Below are 14,598 nucleotides of genomic sequence, written 5' to 3' on the forward strand. Positions count from 1 at the left end.
TCAGTGCGCCGCCCACTGGATGGTGGACAGATCGATGCCGTCTTTGTACATCTCCCACAAGGGCGAGAGTTCGCGCAGCTTGGCCACGTTGGCGCGGATCGATTCGATGGCGAAATCGATCTCCTGCTCGGTGGTCCATCGGCCGATCGTCATGCGCAAGCTGCTGTGGGCGAGTTCGTCGCTGCGCCCCAGGGCTCGCAGCACATAGCTGGGCTCCAGGCTGGCCGAGGTGCAGGCCGAACCACTGGAGACCGCCACCCCTTTGATGCCCATGATGAGCGATTCGCCTTCGACGAAATTGAAGCTCATGTTCAGGTTGTGAGGCACGCGACGGGTGGGATGCCCGTTGATGAACGACTGCTCGATGCTGGACAGCCCCGCCACCAAACGGTCGTGCAGCGCCTGAATGCGTGGCAATTCGGTGTGCATTTCGGCCTTCGCGATGGCATAGGCTTCCCCCATGCCCACGATTTGGTGGGTCGGCAGCGTGCCCGACCGCATCCCCCGTTCATGCCCGCCACCGTGCATTTGGGCCTCGATCCGCACCCGAGGCTTGCGCCGCACATACAGCGCGCCAATGCCTTTGGGGCCGTAGGTTTTGTGGCTGGTCAGGCTCATCAGATCCACCGGCAGTTGGCGCAAATCGATATCGACCCGCCCCGTGGCCTGGGCAGCGTCCACGTGGAAGATCACGCCCTTCTCGCGGCAGATGGCGCCAATGGCGGCAATGTCCTGGATGACGCCGATTTCATTGTTGACGAACATGACGCTGGCCAAAATCGTGTCGGGCCGGATGGCGTCGCGGAAAGCGTCGAGGTCCAACAGGCCATCGGGCTGCACATCCAGGTACGTCACCTCGAAGCCTTCGCGTTCCAGGTGGCGACAGGTATCGAGCACGGCCTTGTGCTCCGTTTTGACCGTGATGATGTGCTTGCCTTTGCCCTGGTAAAAATGGGCTGCGCCTTTGAGGGCCAGGTTGTCGGACTCGGTGGCCCCGCTGGTCCAGACGATCTCACGCGGATCGGCGCCGATGAGGTCAGCCACCTGCTCGCGCGCATGTTCCACGGCCTTTTCGGCCTCCCAGCCCCAGGCATGGCTGCGCGAGGCCGGATTGCCGAAATGCTCATAGAGCCACGGCACCATCTTTTCCACGACCCGGGGGTCGCAGGGGTTGGTGGCGCTGTAGTCCATGTAGATGGGGAAATGCGGGGTCATGGTCATGTCCGTTTCTCGTCTGGCATCAGGCCGTTGGCCGGCCGGGGATCATTTGGAATTGGCAACCGCGCCCAGCGCGAACACCGAATTGGGCGCATTCACCCGGATGGGCTTGACCACCGGCGTCGAGGAAATGGCCCGCTTGATGGTGGGCGCATTCTCCACCACCACCCCTTTGGCCAATTGCTCGTCCACCAGTTTCTGCAGCGTGATGGAATCCAGGAAATCCACCATTTTCGCGTTCAAAGCCGCCCACAACTCGTGGGTCATGCAGCGGGCGCCCTCGCCATGGCAATTCTCCTTGCCGCCACACTGGGTGGCATCGATGGGCTCATCCACCGACACGATGATGTCAGCCACGGTGATCTCCGAAGCCTTGCGGCTGAGGGTGTAGCCGCCACCCGGCCCACGGGTGGATTCCACCAGATCATGGCGGCGTAACTTGCCGAACAACTGCTCCAGGTACGACAGCGAAATGTGCTGCCGCTGGCTGATGGCCGCCAGCGTCACGGGGCCGCTGGACTGGCGCAACGCCAGATCAATCATTGCGGTGACGGCAAACCGTCCTTTGGTCGTGAGGCGCATCTCAAGCTCCTTCCAGGAATGATCAACATCGGACCCCGCCACGCAGGCCGCCCGGGACCACTCACCAGCACGGTCAATAACCAACTGTTTCAGTCGAGTATACCAAAAAACCGACTTTTCCAGTCAACCATGCCGGCCTTCAGTTTGTCCATGACAAATCAACGCGGCGCTTCCAACCCGGTTGAGGCCCAGTCAGGCTCGGCCGGGTGTTGCGTTGGAAACTTGAACTCTACGCCAGTTCCAGGATTGTTGGTGTAAAAGCGAATGTGGGCACCCAGTTTGGCCGCCCTCACCCGCAGATTGCCCAGACCACGTCCTTTATTTCCCCTTTCACCATCAGGGGTAAACCCGATGCCGTTGTCTTCGACATTTAAATAAACCGCCTGATCATCGGCGGCCGTCCGCACCACCACCTCTGTGGCCCGGGCGTGTTTGACCACGTTGGCAAAGATTTCCTGCATGCAGCGAAACAAGTGCATGATGCCGCGGGAATCCAGGGCGCTGAGGGCTGGCACTTCCTGCACGTCCCACACGAGTTGGATGCCAGCCGACTCCAGCGCCGGGGCAATCCGCTGCCGGAAAGTCCCCAAAATGGTGGGCAAGTCGCCTTCCATCGGCTCCAGGGAGTCCAGCGTCATGCGAAGCTCTTCCAGGGCGTGATGGATCATCGCCTCGACGGACTGGGCGTCCAGCGCCCCCCGGTGACTGCGCACCATGTTGAGGGTTTGCACCAGCTGACTGCCGAGGCCATCGTGCATGTCGCGCATCAGGCGACGACGCTCGCCTTCGACGGCGCGCTGCTGCTCGGAGACCCGCAGCTGCTCGAAGGCCTGGCGCAATTCGGCTTCGCGGCGCGCCACGATTTCGGCCAGCGACTGGTTGAGCCGGTGCACCTCCCGCGTGGACGCCGTCGCCCGCTGCACCAGCACCCAGCCCAAGGTGAACATCAGCGCAAGGCTGCCGATCGACATCCAACGAATGTCAGCGTCCCCGGGAAAGTTCAGCTGCAGGACCAGAAAGTCACGCACACCGGTGATGAGAGTGAACAGCGCCACAACGAGCACCAAGGTCTGATCCTGATTGAGGCGCCTTCCCCAACCGGTGCGCACCACCAGCATAGCGAGGCTCACCGCAGCCAGCAGGGCCAGCCCACCGGCCCAGATACGCGCAAAGGTGTAGTTTTCGGTGTAAAGCGCAGCCAGCAGCCACAGCGGCCCCGACACCAACAGAAAGTAAGCCAGCCAGCGCACCATTCGCATGCGCAGCCCGAACAGTTCTTCGATGAACAGGCAAAAAAAGGCGACATAGACATTGAATGCCACCCGATACACAAAGAAGTGCCAGGAGGGCGACAGGGGGGACTCCAGCATGAGCAGCAGCAGCAGCAGCCGCACCACATGCGCCAGCGAAGCCGCCGCCATGAGCAGAAACAGTCGCTCGCGCAACGCCCGCCACAGGAACACCGACATCAGCCCCATGAACACGGAGGCTATGGCCATCATCCAGCCGCCCATGACCTGCCAGACTTCGAGCACGCGATAGCGGTCGAACAGGCGGTCGTGGTCCCCGATCTGGAAGGGTGACAGGCCGCTGCGCTCCAGCGGCATGCCTTGCACTTCGATGATGAGCTCGTTGTCCTGTGGGCGGTCAGCCAGTAGGCCCGCGGGCAGCGGGATGTGGTAGGGGAACAGCCCCGACAGGATGGTGCGGTGCGGCGCAGCATACCAGCCCACGCTGTAGACCTCCTGCTGATTGAGCAGCACCCGGAACCGGGCATCCACACGGGGAAGCAGCAGGGCCAGACGCTGACCGTCACGGCGGTCATAGTCCAGCGCGGCGGGCCAGTCGAGCCGATAGGCCACGCGATGGCGCCACAAGTCCTCTTCGTCGTCGAGCACATGGGGCAAGCGGACCGTCTTGGGCGGAATGTCGGGCTGCCCCAGCACCGACACCTCAATTTCACCGATATTGACCGCTCCCGGCACGGCCGCCGGTCGCGAGACCCAGTACAGCGCCGCCAGCAGCGCCAACAGCAACAGCCCGACCCACACGTAATGGGGCCAATCTCGCCAGGCGGTGGGCCAACGCAGCGGCAGACCGGGCATCAGATCAGCCCTCGCTCCTGGGCCACCCGAACCACCTGCACCCGGGTATGGACAGCCAACTTCCGATAAAGATTCTTGATATGGGTGCTGACGGTGGCCGTGCCGATGCCCAGGCGATTGGCAATTTCCTTGTTCACATACCCCTGGGCCACGAGCTTGAGCACATCGGTTTCACGGTCCGACAGGGCAGGCAATTCGGTGGGTGGCAGCCCGGCCGAAGGGGTGCCGCCCCCCGCGCGGAACTGCTTGAGCAACAGGCGGGCAAGCAGCGGCGAAATGGGGGCGCCGCCCTCCTGAATTTGCTCGATGGCTTCGATCAACTCGGTTTCGCTGCACCCCTTGAGCACGTAGCCCGTGGCACCGGACTGCAGGGCATTGATCAAGCGCGACTCGTCACCAAAGACGGTGAACACCAGCAGTTCGGCATCTGGCCGGGTCACGGCGAGTTGGCGCAGCATGTCTTCGCCCCGGCCATCGGGCAGGCCCAGATCGACCAGAAACACGTCGGCGGTGCTCAGCGGCGCAGAAACCCGGGCATGGGAAAAGGTGTCGGAATGCCCGACGAGCCGCCAGTCGGGGCGCAGCCGCAGGGCACTTTCCACGAAGTGGAGAATGCTGCGATCGTCTTCAATGAGGTAAATGCGCGTGGGAACGGCCATGCGCGGATTTTCCGTCAAGCAGCCCCCTCGGCAACTCCCCCGAATGGGGGAGGCGGGTCACGCCGCCGGGCGCAGCGGAATCACGTTGTCGCCGCCATGCGCCCCCAGTACCCGGTCTTTGAGGCGGGCCAGTTGGTCGCGCACCCGGGCCGCCTGCTCGAATTCCAGGTTGCGCGCGTGCTCCAGCATCTGTTTTTCCAGGCGCTTGATTTCCCGCGCCAGGTCTTTTTCGCTCATGTCTTCCACTTCGGCCTGATGCTGACGCGCCAGTTCGAGGGTGCGGGCTTCGTCGCTGGCTTTTTCGCTGTACACGCCGTCGATCAGGTCCTTGATGCGCTTGACCACGCCTTTGGGCGTGATGCCATGGGCTTGGTTGAAGGCCAACTGCTTGGCGCGGCGCCGCTCGGTCTCGTCGATGGCTTTGCGCATGGAATCGGTGATGCGGTCGGCATAGAGGATGGCCATGCCGTTGAGGTTGCGGGCGGCGCGGCCGATGGTCTGGATCAGGCTGCGCTCGGCGCGCAAAAAGCCTTCCTTGTCGGCGTCCAGAATGGCCACCAGCGACACTTCCGGGATGTCCAGCCCTTCGCGCAGCAGGTTGATGCCCACCAACACGTCGAACGCGCCCAGGCGCAGGTCACGGATGATCTCGACCCGCTCCACGGTGTCCACGTCCGAGTGGAGGTAACGCACCTTCACGCCGTTTTCGCTCAGGTAGTCGGTCAGCTGCTCGGCCATGCGCTTGGTCAACACGGTGATGAGGACACGCTCCTGCCGCTGCACGCGCAGATGGATTTCCTGCAGCACATCGTCCACCTGATGGGTGGCGGGACGCACCTCGACCACCGGGTCCACCAGGCCAGTGGGGCGCACCACCTGCTCGACCACCTGCCCGGAGTGCTGCAATTCGTAGTCGCCCGGCGTGGCCGACACAAAGATGACCTGTCGCATCCGCTGCTCGAACTCCTCGAACTTCAGCGGCCGGTTGTCCAGCGCGCTGGGCAAGCGAAAGCCGTATTCGACCAGGGTGGTCTTGCGCTGGCGGTCGCCGTTGTACATGCCGCCCAACTGCCCGATCATCACGTGGCTTTCGTCGAGGAACATCAGTGCATCGCGCGGCAGGTAGTCGGTCAGCGTGCTGGGGGGCTCGCCCGGCGCGGCACCGCTCAAGTGGCGGCTGTAGTTTTCGATGCCCTTGCAGTGCCCCACTTCGGCGAGCATTTCCAGGTCGAAGCGGGTGCGCTGCTCCAGCCGCTGCGCTTCGACCAGCTTGCCCATGCCCACCAGTTCCTTGAGGCGCTGCTCCAGCTCCAGCTTGATGCTCTCGATGGCGTTGAGCACCTGCTCCCGGGGCGTCACGTAGTGGCTGCTGGGATACACGGTAAAGCGCGGAATCTTCTGCCGGATGCGCCCCGTCAGCGGGTCGAACAGCTGCAGGGATTCGACCTCGTCGTCGAACAGCTCGATGCGGATGGCCAGCTCCGAATGCTCGGCGGGGAACACATCGATCGTGTCGCCGCGCACGCGAAACTTGCCGCGCGAGAAGTCCTGCTCATTGCGCTGGTACTGCATGCGCACGAGCTGCGCGATGATGTCGCGCTGGCCCAGCCGGTCGCCCACGCGCAGCGTCATGATCATCTGGTGATAGCTCTCGGGCTTGCCGATGCCGTAGATGGCCGAGACGGTGGCCACGATCACCACGTCGCGCCGCTCCAGCAGGCTCTTGGTGCAGGACAGGCGCATTTGCTCGATGTGCTCGTTGATGGCGCTGTCTTTTTCGATGAACAAGTCGCGCTGCGGCACGTAGGCTTCGGGCTGGTAGTAGTCGTAGTAGCTGACGAAATACTCCACCGCGTTTCTCGGGAAAAATTCGCGAAACTCGGCGTACAACTGCGCCGCCAGCGTTTTGTTAGGCGCAAACACGATGGCCGGCCGGCCCAGGCGGGCGATCACATTGGCCATGGTGAAGGTTTTGCCCGAGCCGGTCACCCCCAGCAGGGTCTGGAACACCTCGCCCTGGTTCACCCCATCGACCAGTTGGGCAATGGCCTGTGGCTGATCACCCGCCGGCGGGTAGGGCTCGAACAGCTCGAACGGCGAGCCAGGGAAGGAAACGAATCGGCCAGGGTTTTCGGACATGGCGCTGATTGTGCCACCGGGCGCCCAGACGGGTTGGGGTCGGCCACCCCACTACAATGCCCGTGAGAACCCGCCTGGAGGAAGGCGGGCGCCCTATCCAATCCCTGGGCCGATCACCGAGGATGCCGTTCCACCTGCCGCTGACCGACGGACTGCCCCGCGCCCTGCCCCTGCACGCAGGAGGCCGGGCATGAGCGCGCTCCAGGCATTCTGGCACCAGCTGCTGCACGCGTTCCGCAATCTGTTGCCCATCGTTCTGGTGGTGGCGTTCTTTCAGTCGGCCATCATCCGCGAGGTGCCCGATGGGCTGCTGTCGATGGCCGCTGGCTTGCTCATCGTGGCCGTGGGGGTGGCGGTATTCCTCCAAGGGCTGGAGTTGGGCATCTTCCCGATTGGCAAGAACCTCTCTAACGAATTCGCCAAGAAGGGATCGCTCCTGTGGCTGATGGTGTTTGGCTTTGCGCTGGGCTTCTCGGCCGTGATTGCCGAGCCCGCGCTGATTGCCGTGGCCACCCAGGCCGACGCCATCAGCGAAGGACGCATCGATGGTTTCGTGCTGCGGCTGCTGGTGGCGCTGTCGGTGGGCACCGTGGTGGCCATCGGCATCGTGCGAACGATTCTGGGGCATTCGCTGCACTGGTACATGATCGTGGGTTATGTGCTGGTGAGCGTGGTGACATTCTTCGCGCCGGAGGAAATCGTCGGGCTGGCCTATGACTCGGGCGGCGTGACCACCAACATCGTCACGGTGCCGCTGATTGCCGCCCTGGGCATCGGCCTGGCGCTGTCGATCCGCGGGCGCAATCCGCTGGCACACGGCTTTGGCTTGGTGGCTCTGGCGGTGATGGTCCCGATGATCACGGTGCAGCTCTATGGCATCTATGTGTATCGGTTTGCCCCCGCGCCTGCGCAGGCGGCCGCGGCGCACGCCTTACCCGGCGCCGACCTGGAGCCCGCATCGGCCGAGACGACGCACGGGCTCCTGAGCATGGCGATCGACCTGCTGACGATGTTCCGCGATGTCCTGCCCATCATCGCAGTGATCCTGTTATTTCAATACCTGGTGATCCGCAAGCCGATTGCGCACCTGCACAAGGTGGCAGGCGGCTTCGTGCTGGTGATCGTGGGGCTGTATGCCTTCGTGGTCGGGCTCAAGCTGGGGTTGTTTCCGATTGGCCGCAGCATGGCGGCGCAGCTCATTGCCCTGGATGCGGTGCACTTCATCTACCTCTTTGCCTTTGCCATTGGCTTTGCCACCACGATGGCGGAACCGGCGCTGATTGCCATCGGCCAGCAGGCCGAGGAAGCCGGCAAGGGCAAGCTGGTGGGCCATCAGATCCGCGTCCTCGTGGCATTGGGCGTGGCCATCGGCCTGACGGTGGGGGTGCACCGCATCATTTCGGGCGCCTCCATCCACCACTACATCATGGGCGGCTATGCCCTGGTGATCCTGCTGACCTGGCTGGCGCCCAAATACATCGTGCCGCTGGCCTATGACCTGGGCGGGGTCACCACGTCAGAGGTGACGGTGCCGCTGGTGACGGCGCTGGGCATCGGCCTGGCGAGTAACATCGAAGGGCGCAATGTGCTGATCGACGGCTTCGGCCTGATCGCCTTCGCCTCGATCTTCCCGATCGTGACGGTGATGCTCTACGCCATTTATGTCGAATGGGCCAAGCCCCAAGGAGAGGTGTCGTGAAGTTTTCGGTTCTGGTGGCCATTTTGGCCGAGGATTTGGAGGAGCGCGCGATCGAGGTGGCCCGCCGCAGCGGGGCGGCTGGCGTGACGATTCTGGGTGGCCGCGGCATCGGCGCCACCGAAAAAAAGACGTTTTTTGGCCTGACCTATGAGGGCAGCCAGTCGGTGCTGGTGTTCGTGCTGGAGAAGAAGCTGTCACTGACCGTGCTGAAAAACCTCTGTCGGGAATTGGACCTGCGCAACCACTCGCGCGGGGTGATTTTCACCATCCCGCTGGAGCACATCGCCGGCATCGACATGAAGCAGATCCAGCAGTTCGAAGCCCACATCAAGCAAGATATCTGAGAGGAGAGGACCATGCTCGTCAAAGACATCATGGTGCGCGACGTGGCCACCATCCCGGCGCTGGCCACCATTCGCGAAGCGATGCAGGCCATGCGCCAGCGCGGCGTCAAGTCGCTGGTGGTGCAGCGGCGCGACGCACACGACGCCTACGGGATCATCACCTACACCAACATCCTCAAAACCATCGTGGCCGAGGATGGCGACATCGACCTGATCAACGTGTACGACATCTGCGCCAAGCCTGCGGTCACCATTTCCGCCGAACTGGATGTGAAACACGCCGCCCGGCTCATGGTGAACATGCGCTTGCGCCGCCTGCTGGTGACCAGCGGCAATGACCTGGCCGGCATCATCACCATGAACGACATCGTGGGCTCCATCTTGCAGATGGCCGAGCCAGAGGCCTGAGCCTCGGGGTTCTTGACCCACATCAAAAACCCTGCATTTTTCTGCGCCCGCAACGGCTCAGAAGCTTTGTGCACACAGGATGGGCTCGCGGATCGGAACTACACTGCCAGGTCGTTTCCCTATGATCGGCTTTCCCGAGCCCTGCGGCGCCTATGCACAACATCGAGCTTTACGATGCCCACGACCACCGTTTCGTCTTGCTGAATGAAAGCGAGCCCGGTGAGGAAGACGGCGTCCGATCCAATCAGTACCTGGTGCAGCATGGCGAAGAAGGCGTGCTGCTGGACCCGGGCGGCTTTGGCGTGATGCCACGGGTACTGACGGAGCTTCTGCGTCACCTGTCGCCCGACAAGATCAAGGCTATCGTCTTGTCCCACCAGGACCCGGACATCGTCGGCGGCATCAGCACCTGGCTGGAGCTCACACAAGCGCCGGTGTACATCTCGCATATCTGGACGCGCTTCGTGCCGCATTACGGGATCGAGGACATGCATCGTTTCGAACCCGTCCCCGATACCGGGATGCGATTGCGCATATCCCCCGGCTTTGAGCTGGAGCTGGTGCCCGCCCATTTTCTGCATTCGGAGGGGCAGATCAATGTGTACGATCCGGTGTCGAAAATCCTGTTCACCGGCGACATCGGCGCGGCGATGATGCCGGGCGATGTGGATATCCCTTATGTGGACGACTTCGACGCCCATCTGCCCAATATCGTGGGCTTTCATCGGCGTTACATGTGCGGCAACCGGGCCGCGCGAGCCTGGGTGGAACGGGTCTCGAAACTGGACATCGCGATGCTGGCCCCCCAGCACGGACCGGTGTACCGGGGCGCTGCCGTACCGGCCTTTTTGAACTGGTTTCGGGAACTGCAGTGCGGCATGGACCTGCTGCCCGACATCGTACCGGAGCGCTCTGCATGAACGCCGCTGGCCTGCCGGCCCAGCCCCAAAGCATCGCCGACCTGCGTCTGCACATGGTGCAGCGTTTTGCACAGTTGCTCGAAAACCAACTGCGCAACCAACGCTTTGCCAATGCCATCTCGACCATGGTCTCAGACGTGCACGACGATGTGATGAGGCACCTGGACCGGGCTTTGCACAGCCTGCAGCGTATGGATCTGCCCGCCCCCGAGCGGCAGATGCTGCTCGACGGGCTGCAACACGCCCTGCAACGCTGCAAACATCTGCAAGCCGCACTGCCCCTGCTGGTGGAAACGCGCAAACTGCGCGCCCTGGCCAACCGCACCGATCTGCGCAGCATGATGCTGCGCTTCGACGACACCGCCCAGAAGCTCGCCGGGACCCTGGTGCAAAAGGAACTGCTGGAGCGACAGAGTGCCGTGCTGGAACAGATCATCCTGTCGCACGAAAAAGTCACCCAGTGGAAGACTTTCGTGCAGGAAATCCTGAACAGCTTTCAGGAAGTCTTTCCGTTTCAGTTCTTCTTCATCGCCTTTGGCGAAGCCCACGGTCTGTCGCTCAACCTGTATTACGTCGGCCACCCGACGGAAGAGAACAAGCGTCTGGCCCGCCACCGGCTGGCGCGCCAGTTACTGCGCGAGTTGCATCTGCCCGAAGACGCGCCGCTGGACATTGAAGAATTCGAGATCGACAGCCATCACCACCAGGGCCCCATCGATGACGTGGAGATGATCATGGTCTCGGTGCCCGAGATCGAAAACGTCAACCTGGCCGGCCTGCTGGGGGTGGCGTACGCCAGCACGCGCCGCCCTGGCGTGCAGGAAATCGCCATCATCCGCTCCATCCTGGCGGTGATGGTGATGGTGGTCGGTTCCAGCAAGGCCCTCGGCCGCACCCTGTCAGAACTGGAGTATTACTCCACGCACGATCCGCTGACGGGGCTGCACAACCGGCGCTACTTCAACGAAATGCTGGAATACGAAGTGGGCCGATCCAAGCGGCACGGGCACGAGTTTTCCCTGCTCATGCTCGACCTGGACGATTTCAAGGACGTCAACGACACCTGGGGCCATCCCTGCGGCGACATGGTGCTGCGCCGCATCGCCGAGACCTTGCAGGCCGAAACCCGCAAGGGCGATTTGTCGGCCCGGCTGGGCGGTGACGAGTTCATCCTGATGCTAACCGAAACCGGCCGCGACGGTGCCCAGGTGGTGGCCGAAAAGCTGCGCCGCCGGCTCAAGGAGCAGCACTACCTCTCGCCCGACGGCAAACGTTTCCACGTCACCACTTCGATTGGCATCGTCAGCTATCCGCGCGACGCCGACACCGTCTCGGACCTGATGGCCGGCGTGGACATGGGGCTGTACCGGGCCAAGGAGCGGGGGAAGGACACGATCGCCACGCTCGAATCGGTGGGCACGCAGTTGCGCAACAACCGGCTCACGCGCGATCTGGTGGAAAAACTCCGGCTGGCCTTGCGGGAGAACCGTGTCATCCCCTTCTTCCAGCCGATCTACGACTGCCGCAGCGGCGAACTCTGCGCCTACGAGACGCTTGCCCGTGTCCGGGAACCTGACGGCAACACCCTGTCGGCTGCTTCGTTCATCGAAACGATCGAGCGCTACGGCTTGGGGCGAGAATTGGACCGGGCTGTCGTGGGCCACGCCCTGCAAGCGCTGCGCCAGCGGCTCGACGATGGCAAACCACCGGTCAAGCTGTTCATCAACCTGTCGGTTCAGGAGTTGCAAGGCCGTGGCGTGATCGGTTTCGCGGAACATCTCTGCACGCGCCTGGGCATCCCCCCGAATACGGTGGTCTTTGAAATCCTGGAGCGCGACGCCATTGGCGACATGACGCACACCCGCAGCTTTCTGTCGACCCTGCGCGAGAAGGGGTTCCTGTTCGCGCTGGACGACTTTGGCAGCGGCTACAACTCCTTCCACTACCTGCGTGAGCTATCCTTCGATTTTGTCAAGATCGATGGGGCTTTCGTGCGCAACATCCTCAACTCGAAAATCGACCACTCGCTGGTTCGCAACCTCACCCACCTGTGCCAAGACATCGGCATTCAGGTGGTGGCCGAATTCGTGGAGTCCCCCGAACTGTGGGAGGCGCTGCAGGGCATGGGCTGCGATTACGCCCAAGGCTACCACCTCGGCCTGCCCTCCCCATCCATGCCCTGAGCCGGCTGCCGCCTGAAAAGGAGCGTCCATGACGCACGTGGACTGGGGCGTATTGGCGGTTTTTCTGCTGGTGTACCTGGGCATGTTCCTGGGCGGGTGGCCGCGGCTGAAGCTGGACCGCTCCGGCGTGGCTTTGTTGGGGGCGATCGCAGTGATTGCGCTCACGGGCATGCCGATCGAGACGGCCGCGCAGGCGGTGGATGTGCCCACCATCGTGCTGCTGTTTGCCTTCATGGTGATTTCGGCCCAGATGCGCCTGGGCGGCTTCTATACCGAAGTCACGCGCCGGGTGGCGGCCCGCCCGCTGTCACCGCCGGCCTTGTTGGCGGCGCTCATCGGGGTGGCCGGCGCGCTGTCGGCCGTGTTTTCCAACGATGTGGTGTGTCTGGCCATGACGCCCGTGGTGGTGCGGCTGTGCCTGCAGCGCGGCTTGCCGCCGCTGCCCTTCCTGATCGGGCTGGCCTGCGCGTCCAACATCGGCTCGGCGGCCACGCTGATCGGCAACCCGCAAAACATGCTCATCGGCTCGGTCTTGTCCATTCCCTTCGGGGGCTATCTGTGGCAGGCGTTGCCGCCCGTGTTGCTCAGCCTGCTGATCCTGTGGGGATGGTTGTATGTGTTCCAGTTGCGGCCGGCTGGCAGGCCTGCTGGCCGCCCATCGACGCACCCAGACGTCCGCACCGAGGCATGGCTGCCCGAAAGCGCCCCGCCCTTCAACCGCTGGCAGACCACCAAAGGGCTGTTCGTCGCTGGGGCGCTGATGGTCATCTTTCTGTTCACCGACTGGCCCCACGAAGTGGCCGCACTCGTGGGCGCGGGCGTGCTGCTGCTGAGCCGGCGCTTGCATTCGGCCGATGTGATCGGTTTGGTGGACTGGTCGCTGCTGCTCTTGTTCATCGGCCTGTTTGTGGTCAATGCGGCCATGCAGCACACGGGCATGGCCAGCGAGGCGGTCCGCTGGCTGGGGCAGCACGGCATCGAACTCACCGACCCCGGGGTGCTGCTGGTGCTGGGCACGGCCTTGTCCAACCTCGTCTCCAATGTGCCGGCGGTGATGCTGCTGCTGCCCCACCTGGGGGGCCATGCCGAGCAGGCTGGGATCATGCTGGCGCTGGTCAGCACATTTGCCGGCAACCTGTTGCTGGTGGGCTCGATTGCCAACCTGATCGTGGCGGATCTGGCCGCCCGCCAGGGGGTGCGTCTGGACTGGCGAGCGCACGCGGCCGTGGGCCTGCCGGTGACGCTGCTCACCCTGGCCGTGGTGTGGATGTTCAAAGGGTGAGCCGGCTCTGGCGGCGTGGGGTATTCAGTCCTGCGGCTGGCGACGGTCCGCCATGACGTGCCGAATCAGCGACAGCAGAGAGCCTCCCGTGAACATCCCCAGCACATACACGCCAATGACCAGCAGCGACACCGGCAGGGTGATGGAGGCCGTGAGGAAAGCCACCGTCACCGATTGAATGTTTTGCAAGGTGAACACCAGCACCACCGCGGTGAACAGCACGATCACGGCCGTCTTGAACCATTTCGCCATCGTTTTGCCTCCTTCAAGAACGAACACGCCCCTATGCTAATGGCTAATGCCACAGCGCCGACAGGGGCGTCTGCGGCGAGAAACGGTGGGCCACCTGGGCCTGGAACAGTTCTGCCGTGGCCAGGGCATCGGTCAACGCATGGTGCAAGCGGTAGCGGGGCAAGCCATAGCGCTGGCGGCTGGGTGACAGGCGAATGGAGACTGGGGTTTCTTGCGGCCGCCCCCACCAGCGCCGCCACCAAGGAACAGGCCGCCGGTGCAGGCGGGCCTCCAGTTCCATGGTGTCGATGACGGCAAATTCGATCCCTTGCCCCAGGCGTTGCCGCACGGCTTTGTCCAGGAACAGGCGCTCAATGTCGCGGCAATGCACCACCAGCACCCGCCCAGCCATCTGGGCGAGCACCTCGTCGAGCACGTCGTCCAGATCCGGGGCGCGGCGCACTTGTTGGTCAGTGATGTGGTGCAGGGCAACGGCCTCGGCCCCGAGAGGCGCTCGAGGACGCAGCACCCAGTGCCGTGCTTCACTGGCCCGGATGCGGTCCAGCCCCAAGGGCACGGTGCCGATGCTGACCACTTCGTCCCGCGCCAGATCCAGCCCGGTGGTCTCGACATCCAGCGCCAGCAAAGGGACCTGGGCCAGCGGTGTGTGGCCGTCGGGAACGCCGGCGTGGTAATACGCCCTCAACCGGGCGTCGGTGGCGCTGGCGGCCAGCACACGAAAACGCTCGGGCCAGTCATCCCGGTCGCCAGGGACGGACTCGGCAGCCCCCGGTGGATGCTTGAGCAACCCGGCGTGAAACATGGCCC

13 protein-coding genes are annotated in these 14,598 nt (G+C 63.4%); 6 read left to right on the plus strand and 7 right to left on the minus strand.

Annotated elements, in window-relative coordinates:
• From DFR43_RS06550 to uvrB, 5 genes are all read right to left on the minus strand, one after another.
• Window positions 1–1,221 (minus strand): IscS subfamily cysteine desulfurase, encoded by a 1,221-nt coding sequence (locus DFR43_RS06550; RefSeq protein WP_133596865.1) that lies wholly within the window; start codon window positions 1,219–1,221, stop codon window positions 1–3.
• 42 nt (window positions 1,222–1,263) lie between these two features.
• Window positions 1,264–1,800, minus strand: a complete 537-nt coding sequence (iscR, locus tag DFR43_RS06555; protein WP_133596867.1) for a Fe-S cluster assembly transcriptional regulator IscR — start codon at window positions 1,798–1,800, stop codon at window positions 1,264–1,266.
• Between the two features lie 158 nt (window positions 1,801–1,958).
• Entirely contained in the window at window positions 1,959–3,905 is a 1,947-nt protein-coding gene (locus DFR43_RS06560; protein WP_133596869.1) for a sensor histidine kinase, read from the minus strand.
• Window positions 3,905–4,564, minus strand: coding sequence for a LuxR C-terminal-related transcriptional regulator (locus tag DFR43_RS06565; RefSeq protein ID WP_133596871.1), 660 nt, complete (start codon window positions 4,562–4,564; stop codon window positions 3,905–3,907). The genes DFR43_RS06560 and DFR43_RS06565 overlap by 1 nt, the downstream gene beginning before the upstream one ends.
• 57 nt (window positions 4,565–4,621) lie before the next feature.
• Window positions 4,622–6,703, minus strand: coding sequence for an excinuclease ABC subunit UvrB (uvrB, locus tag DFR43_RS06570; protein ID WP_133596873.1), 2,082 nt, complete (start codon window positions 6,701–6,703; stop codon window positions 4,622–4,624).
• A gap of 190 nt (window positions 6,704–6,893) precedes the next feature.
• Between uvrB and DFR43_RS06575 the strand changes: the two genes are divergently transcribed.
• The 6 genes from DFR43_RS06575 to DFR43_RS06600 all read left to right on the plus strand — a co-directional run bounded on the left by DFR43_RS06575 (window position 6,894) and on the right by DFR43_RS06600 (window position 13,539).
• Window positions 6,894–8,402 carry a DUF1538 domain-containing protein gene (locus DFR43_RS06575; protein ID WP_133596875.1) on the plus strand — a complete coding sequence of 503 codons (1,509 nt, stop codon included), beginning with the start codon at window positions 6,894–6,896 and terminating at the stop codon, window positions 8,400–8,402.
• Complete coding sequence (locus tag DFR43_RS06580) at window positions 8,399–8,746, plus strand: P-II family nitrogen regulator (protein WP_133596878.1); 348 nt, start codon at window positions 8,399–8,401, stop codon at window positions 8,744–8,746. Before DFR43_RS06575 ends, DFR43_RS06580 begins: the two co-directional genes overlap by 4 nt.
• 12 nt (window positions 8,747–8,758) lie before the next feature.
• Window positions 8,759–9,154 (plus strand): CBS domain-containing protein, encoded by a 396-nt coding sequence (locus DFR43_RS06585; RefSeq protein WP_133596880.1) that lies wholly within the window; start codon window positions 8,759–8,761, stop codon window positions 9,152–9,154.
• Between the two features lie 152 nt (window positions 9,155–9,306).
• On the plus strand, window positions 9,307–10,074 hold the full coding sequence (locus tag DFR43_RS06590) for an oxygen-binding di-iron domain-containing protein (protein WP_133596882.1): 768 nt from the start codon (window positions 9,307–9,309) through the stop codon (window positions 10,072–10,074).
• The gene (locus DFR43_RS06595; RefSeq protein ID WP_133596884.1) at window positions 10,071–12,257 is read left to right on the plus strand and encodes a putative bifunctional diguanylate cyclase/phosphodiesterase; all 2,187 of its coding nucleotides are present in this window, start codon (window positions 10,071–10,073) and stop codon (window positions 12,255–12,257) included. The genes DFR43_RS06590 and DFR43_RS06595 overlap by 4 nt, the downstream gene beginning before the upstream one ends.
• Window positions 12,258–12,285: 28 nt before the next feature.
• The gene (locus DFR43_RS06600) at window positions 12,286–13,539 is read left to right on the plus strand and encodes an anion transporter (protein WP_133596886.1); all 1,254 of its coding nucleotides are present in this window, start codon (window positions 12,286–12,288) and stop codon (window positions 13,537–13,539) included.
• A 24-nt stretch (window positions 13,540–13,563) separates the two neighbouring features.
• Here the strand turns inward: DFR43_RS06600 and DFR43_RS06605 are convergent, their stop codons facing one another.
• Window positions 13,564–13,791 (minus strand): lipopolysaccharide assembly protein LapA domain-containing protein, encoded by a 228-nt coding sequence (locus DFR43_RS06605; RefSeq protein WP_133596888.1) that lies wholly within the window; start codon window positions 13,789–13,791, stop codon window positions 13,564–13,566.
• A gap of 43 nt (window positions 13,792–13,834) precedes the next feature.
• Window positions 13,835–14,593, minus strand: a complete 759-nt coding sequence (locus DFR43_RS06610; protein ID WP_133596890.1) for a 3'-5' exonuclease — start codon at window positions 14,591–14,593, stop codon at window positions 13,835–13,837.
• Window positions 14,594–14,598: the final 5 nt, after the last annotated feature.

This window comes from Tepidicella xavieri (assembly GCF_004363315.1).
Classification (GTDB): domain Bacteria; phylum Pseudomonadota; class Gammaproteobacteria; order Burkholderiales; family Burkholderiaceae_C; genus Tepidicella; species Tepidicella xavieri.

Excerpts from the sequence above, each read along its gene's own strand:
- DFR43_RS06560 (WP_133596869.1), bottom strand. The coding sequence starts at position 3,905 with ATGCCCGGTCTGCCGCTGCGTTGGCCCACCGCCTGGCGAGATTGGCCC.
- DFR43_RS06575 (WP_133596875.1), top strand. The coding sequence starts at position 6,894 with ATGAGCGCGCTCCAGGCATTCTGGCACCAGCTGCTGCACGCGTTCCGC.
- DFR43_RS06595 (WP_133596884.1), top strand. The coding sequence starts at position 10,071 with ATGAACGCCGCTGGCCTGCCGGCCCAGCCCCAAAGCATCGCCGACCTG.
- DFR43_RS06590 (WP_133596882.1), top strand. The coding sequence starts at position 9,307 with ATGCACAACATCGAGCTTTACGATGCCCACGACCACCGTTTCGTCTTG.
- DFR43_RS06610 (WP_133596890.1), bottom strand. The coding sequence starts at position 14,593 with ATGTTTCACGCCGGGTTGCTCAAGCATCCACCGGGGGCTGCCGAGTCC.
- DFR43_RS06550 (WP_133596865.1), bottom strand. The coding sequence starts at position 1,221 with ATGACCATGACCCCGCATTTCCCCATCTACATGGACTACAGCGCCACC.
- DFR43_RS06565 (WP_133596871.1), bottom strand. The coding sequence starts at position 4,564 with ATGGCCGTTCCCACGCGCATTTACCTCATTGAAGACGATCGCAGCATT.
- uvrB (WP_133596873.1), bottom strand. The coding sequence starts at position 6,703 with ATGTCCGAAAACCCTGGCCGATTCGTTTCCTTCCCTGGCTCGCCGTTC.
- DFR43_RS06605 (WP_133596888.1), bottom strand. The coding sequence starts at position 13,791 with ATGGCGAAATGGTTCAAGACGGCCGTGATCGTGCTGTTCACCGCGGTG.
- DFR43_RS06585 (WP_133596880.1), top strand. The coding sequence starts at position 8,759 with ATGCTCGTCAAAGACATCATGGTGCGCGACGTGGCCACCATCCCGGCG.
- DFR43_RS06600 (WP_133596886.1), top strand. The coding sequence starts at position 12,286 with ATGACGCACGTGGACTGGGGCGTATTGGCGGTTTTTCTGCTGGTGTAC.
- iscR (WP_133596867.1), bottom strand. The coding sequence starts at position 1,800 with ATGCGCCTCACGACCAAAGGACGGTTTGCCGTCACCGCAATGATTGAT.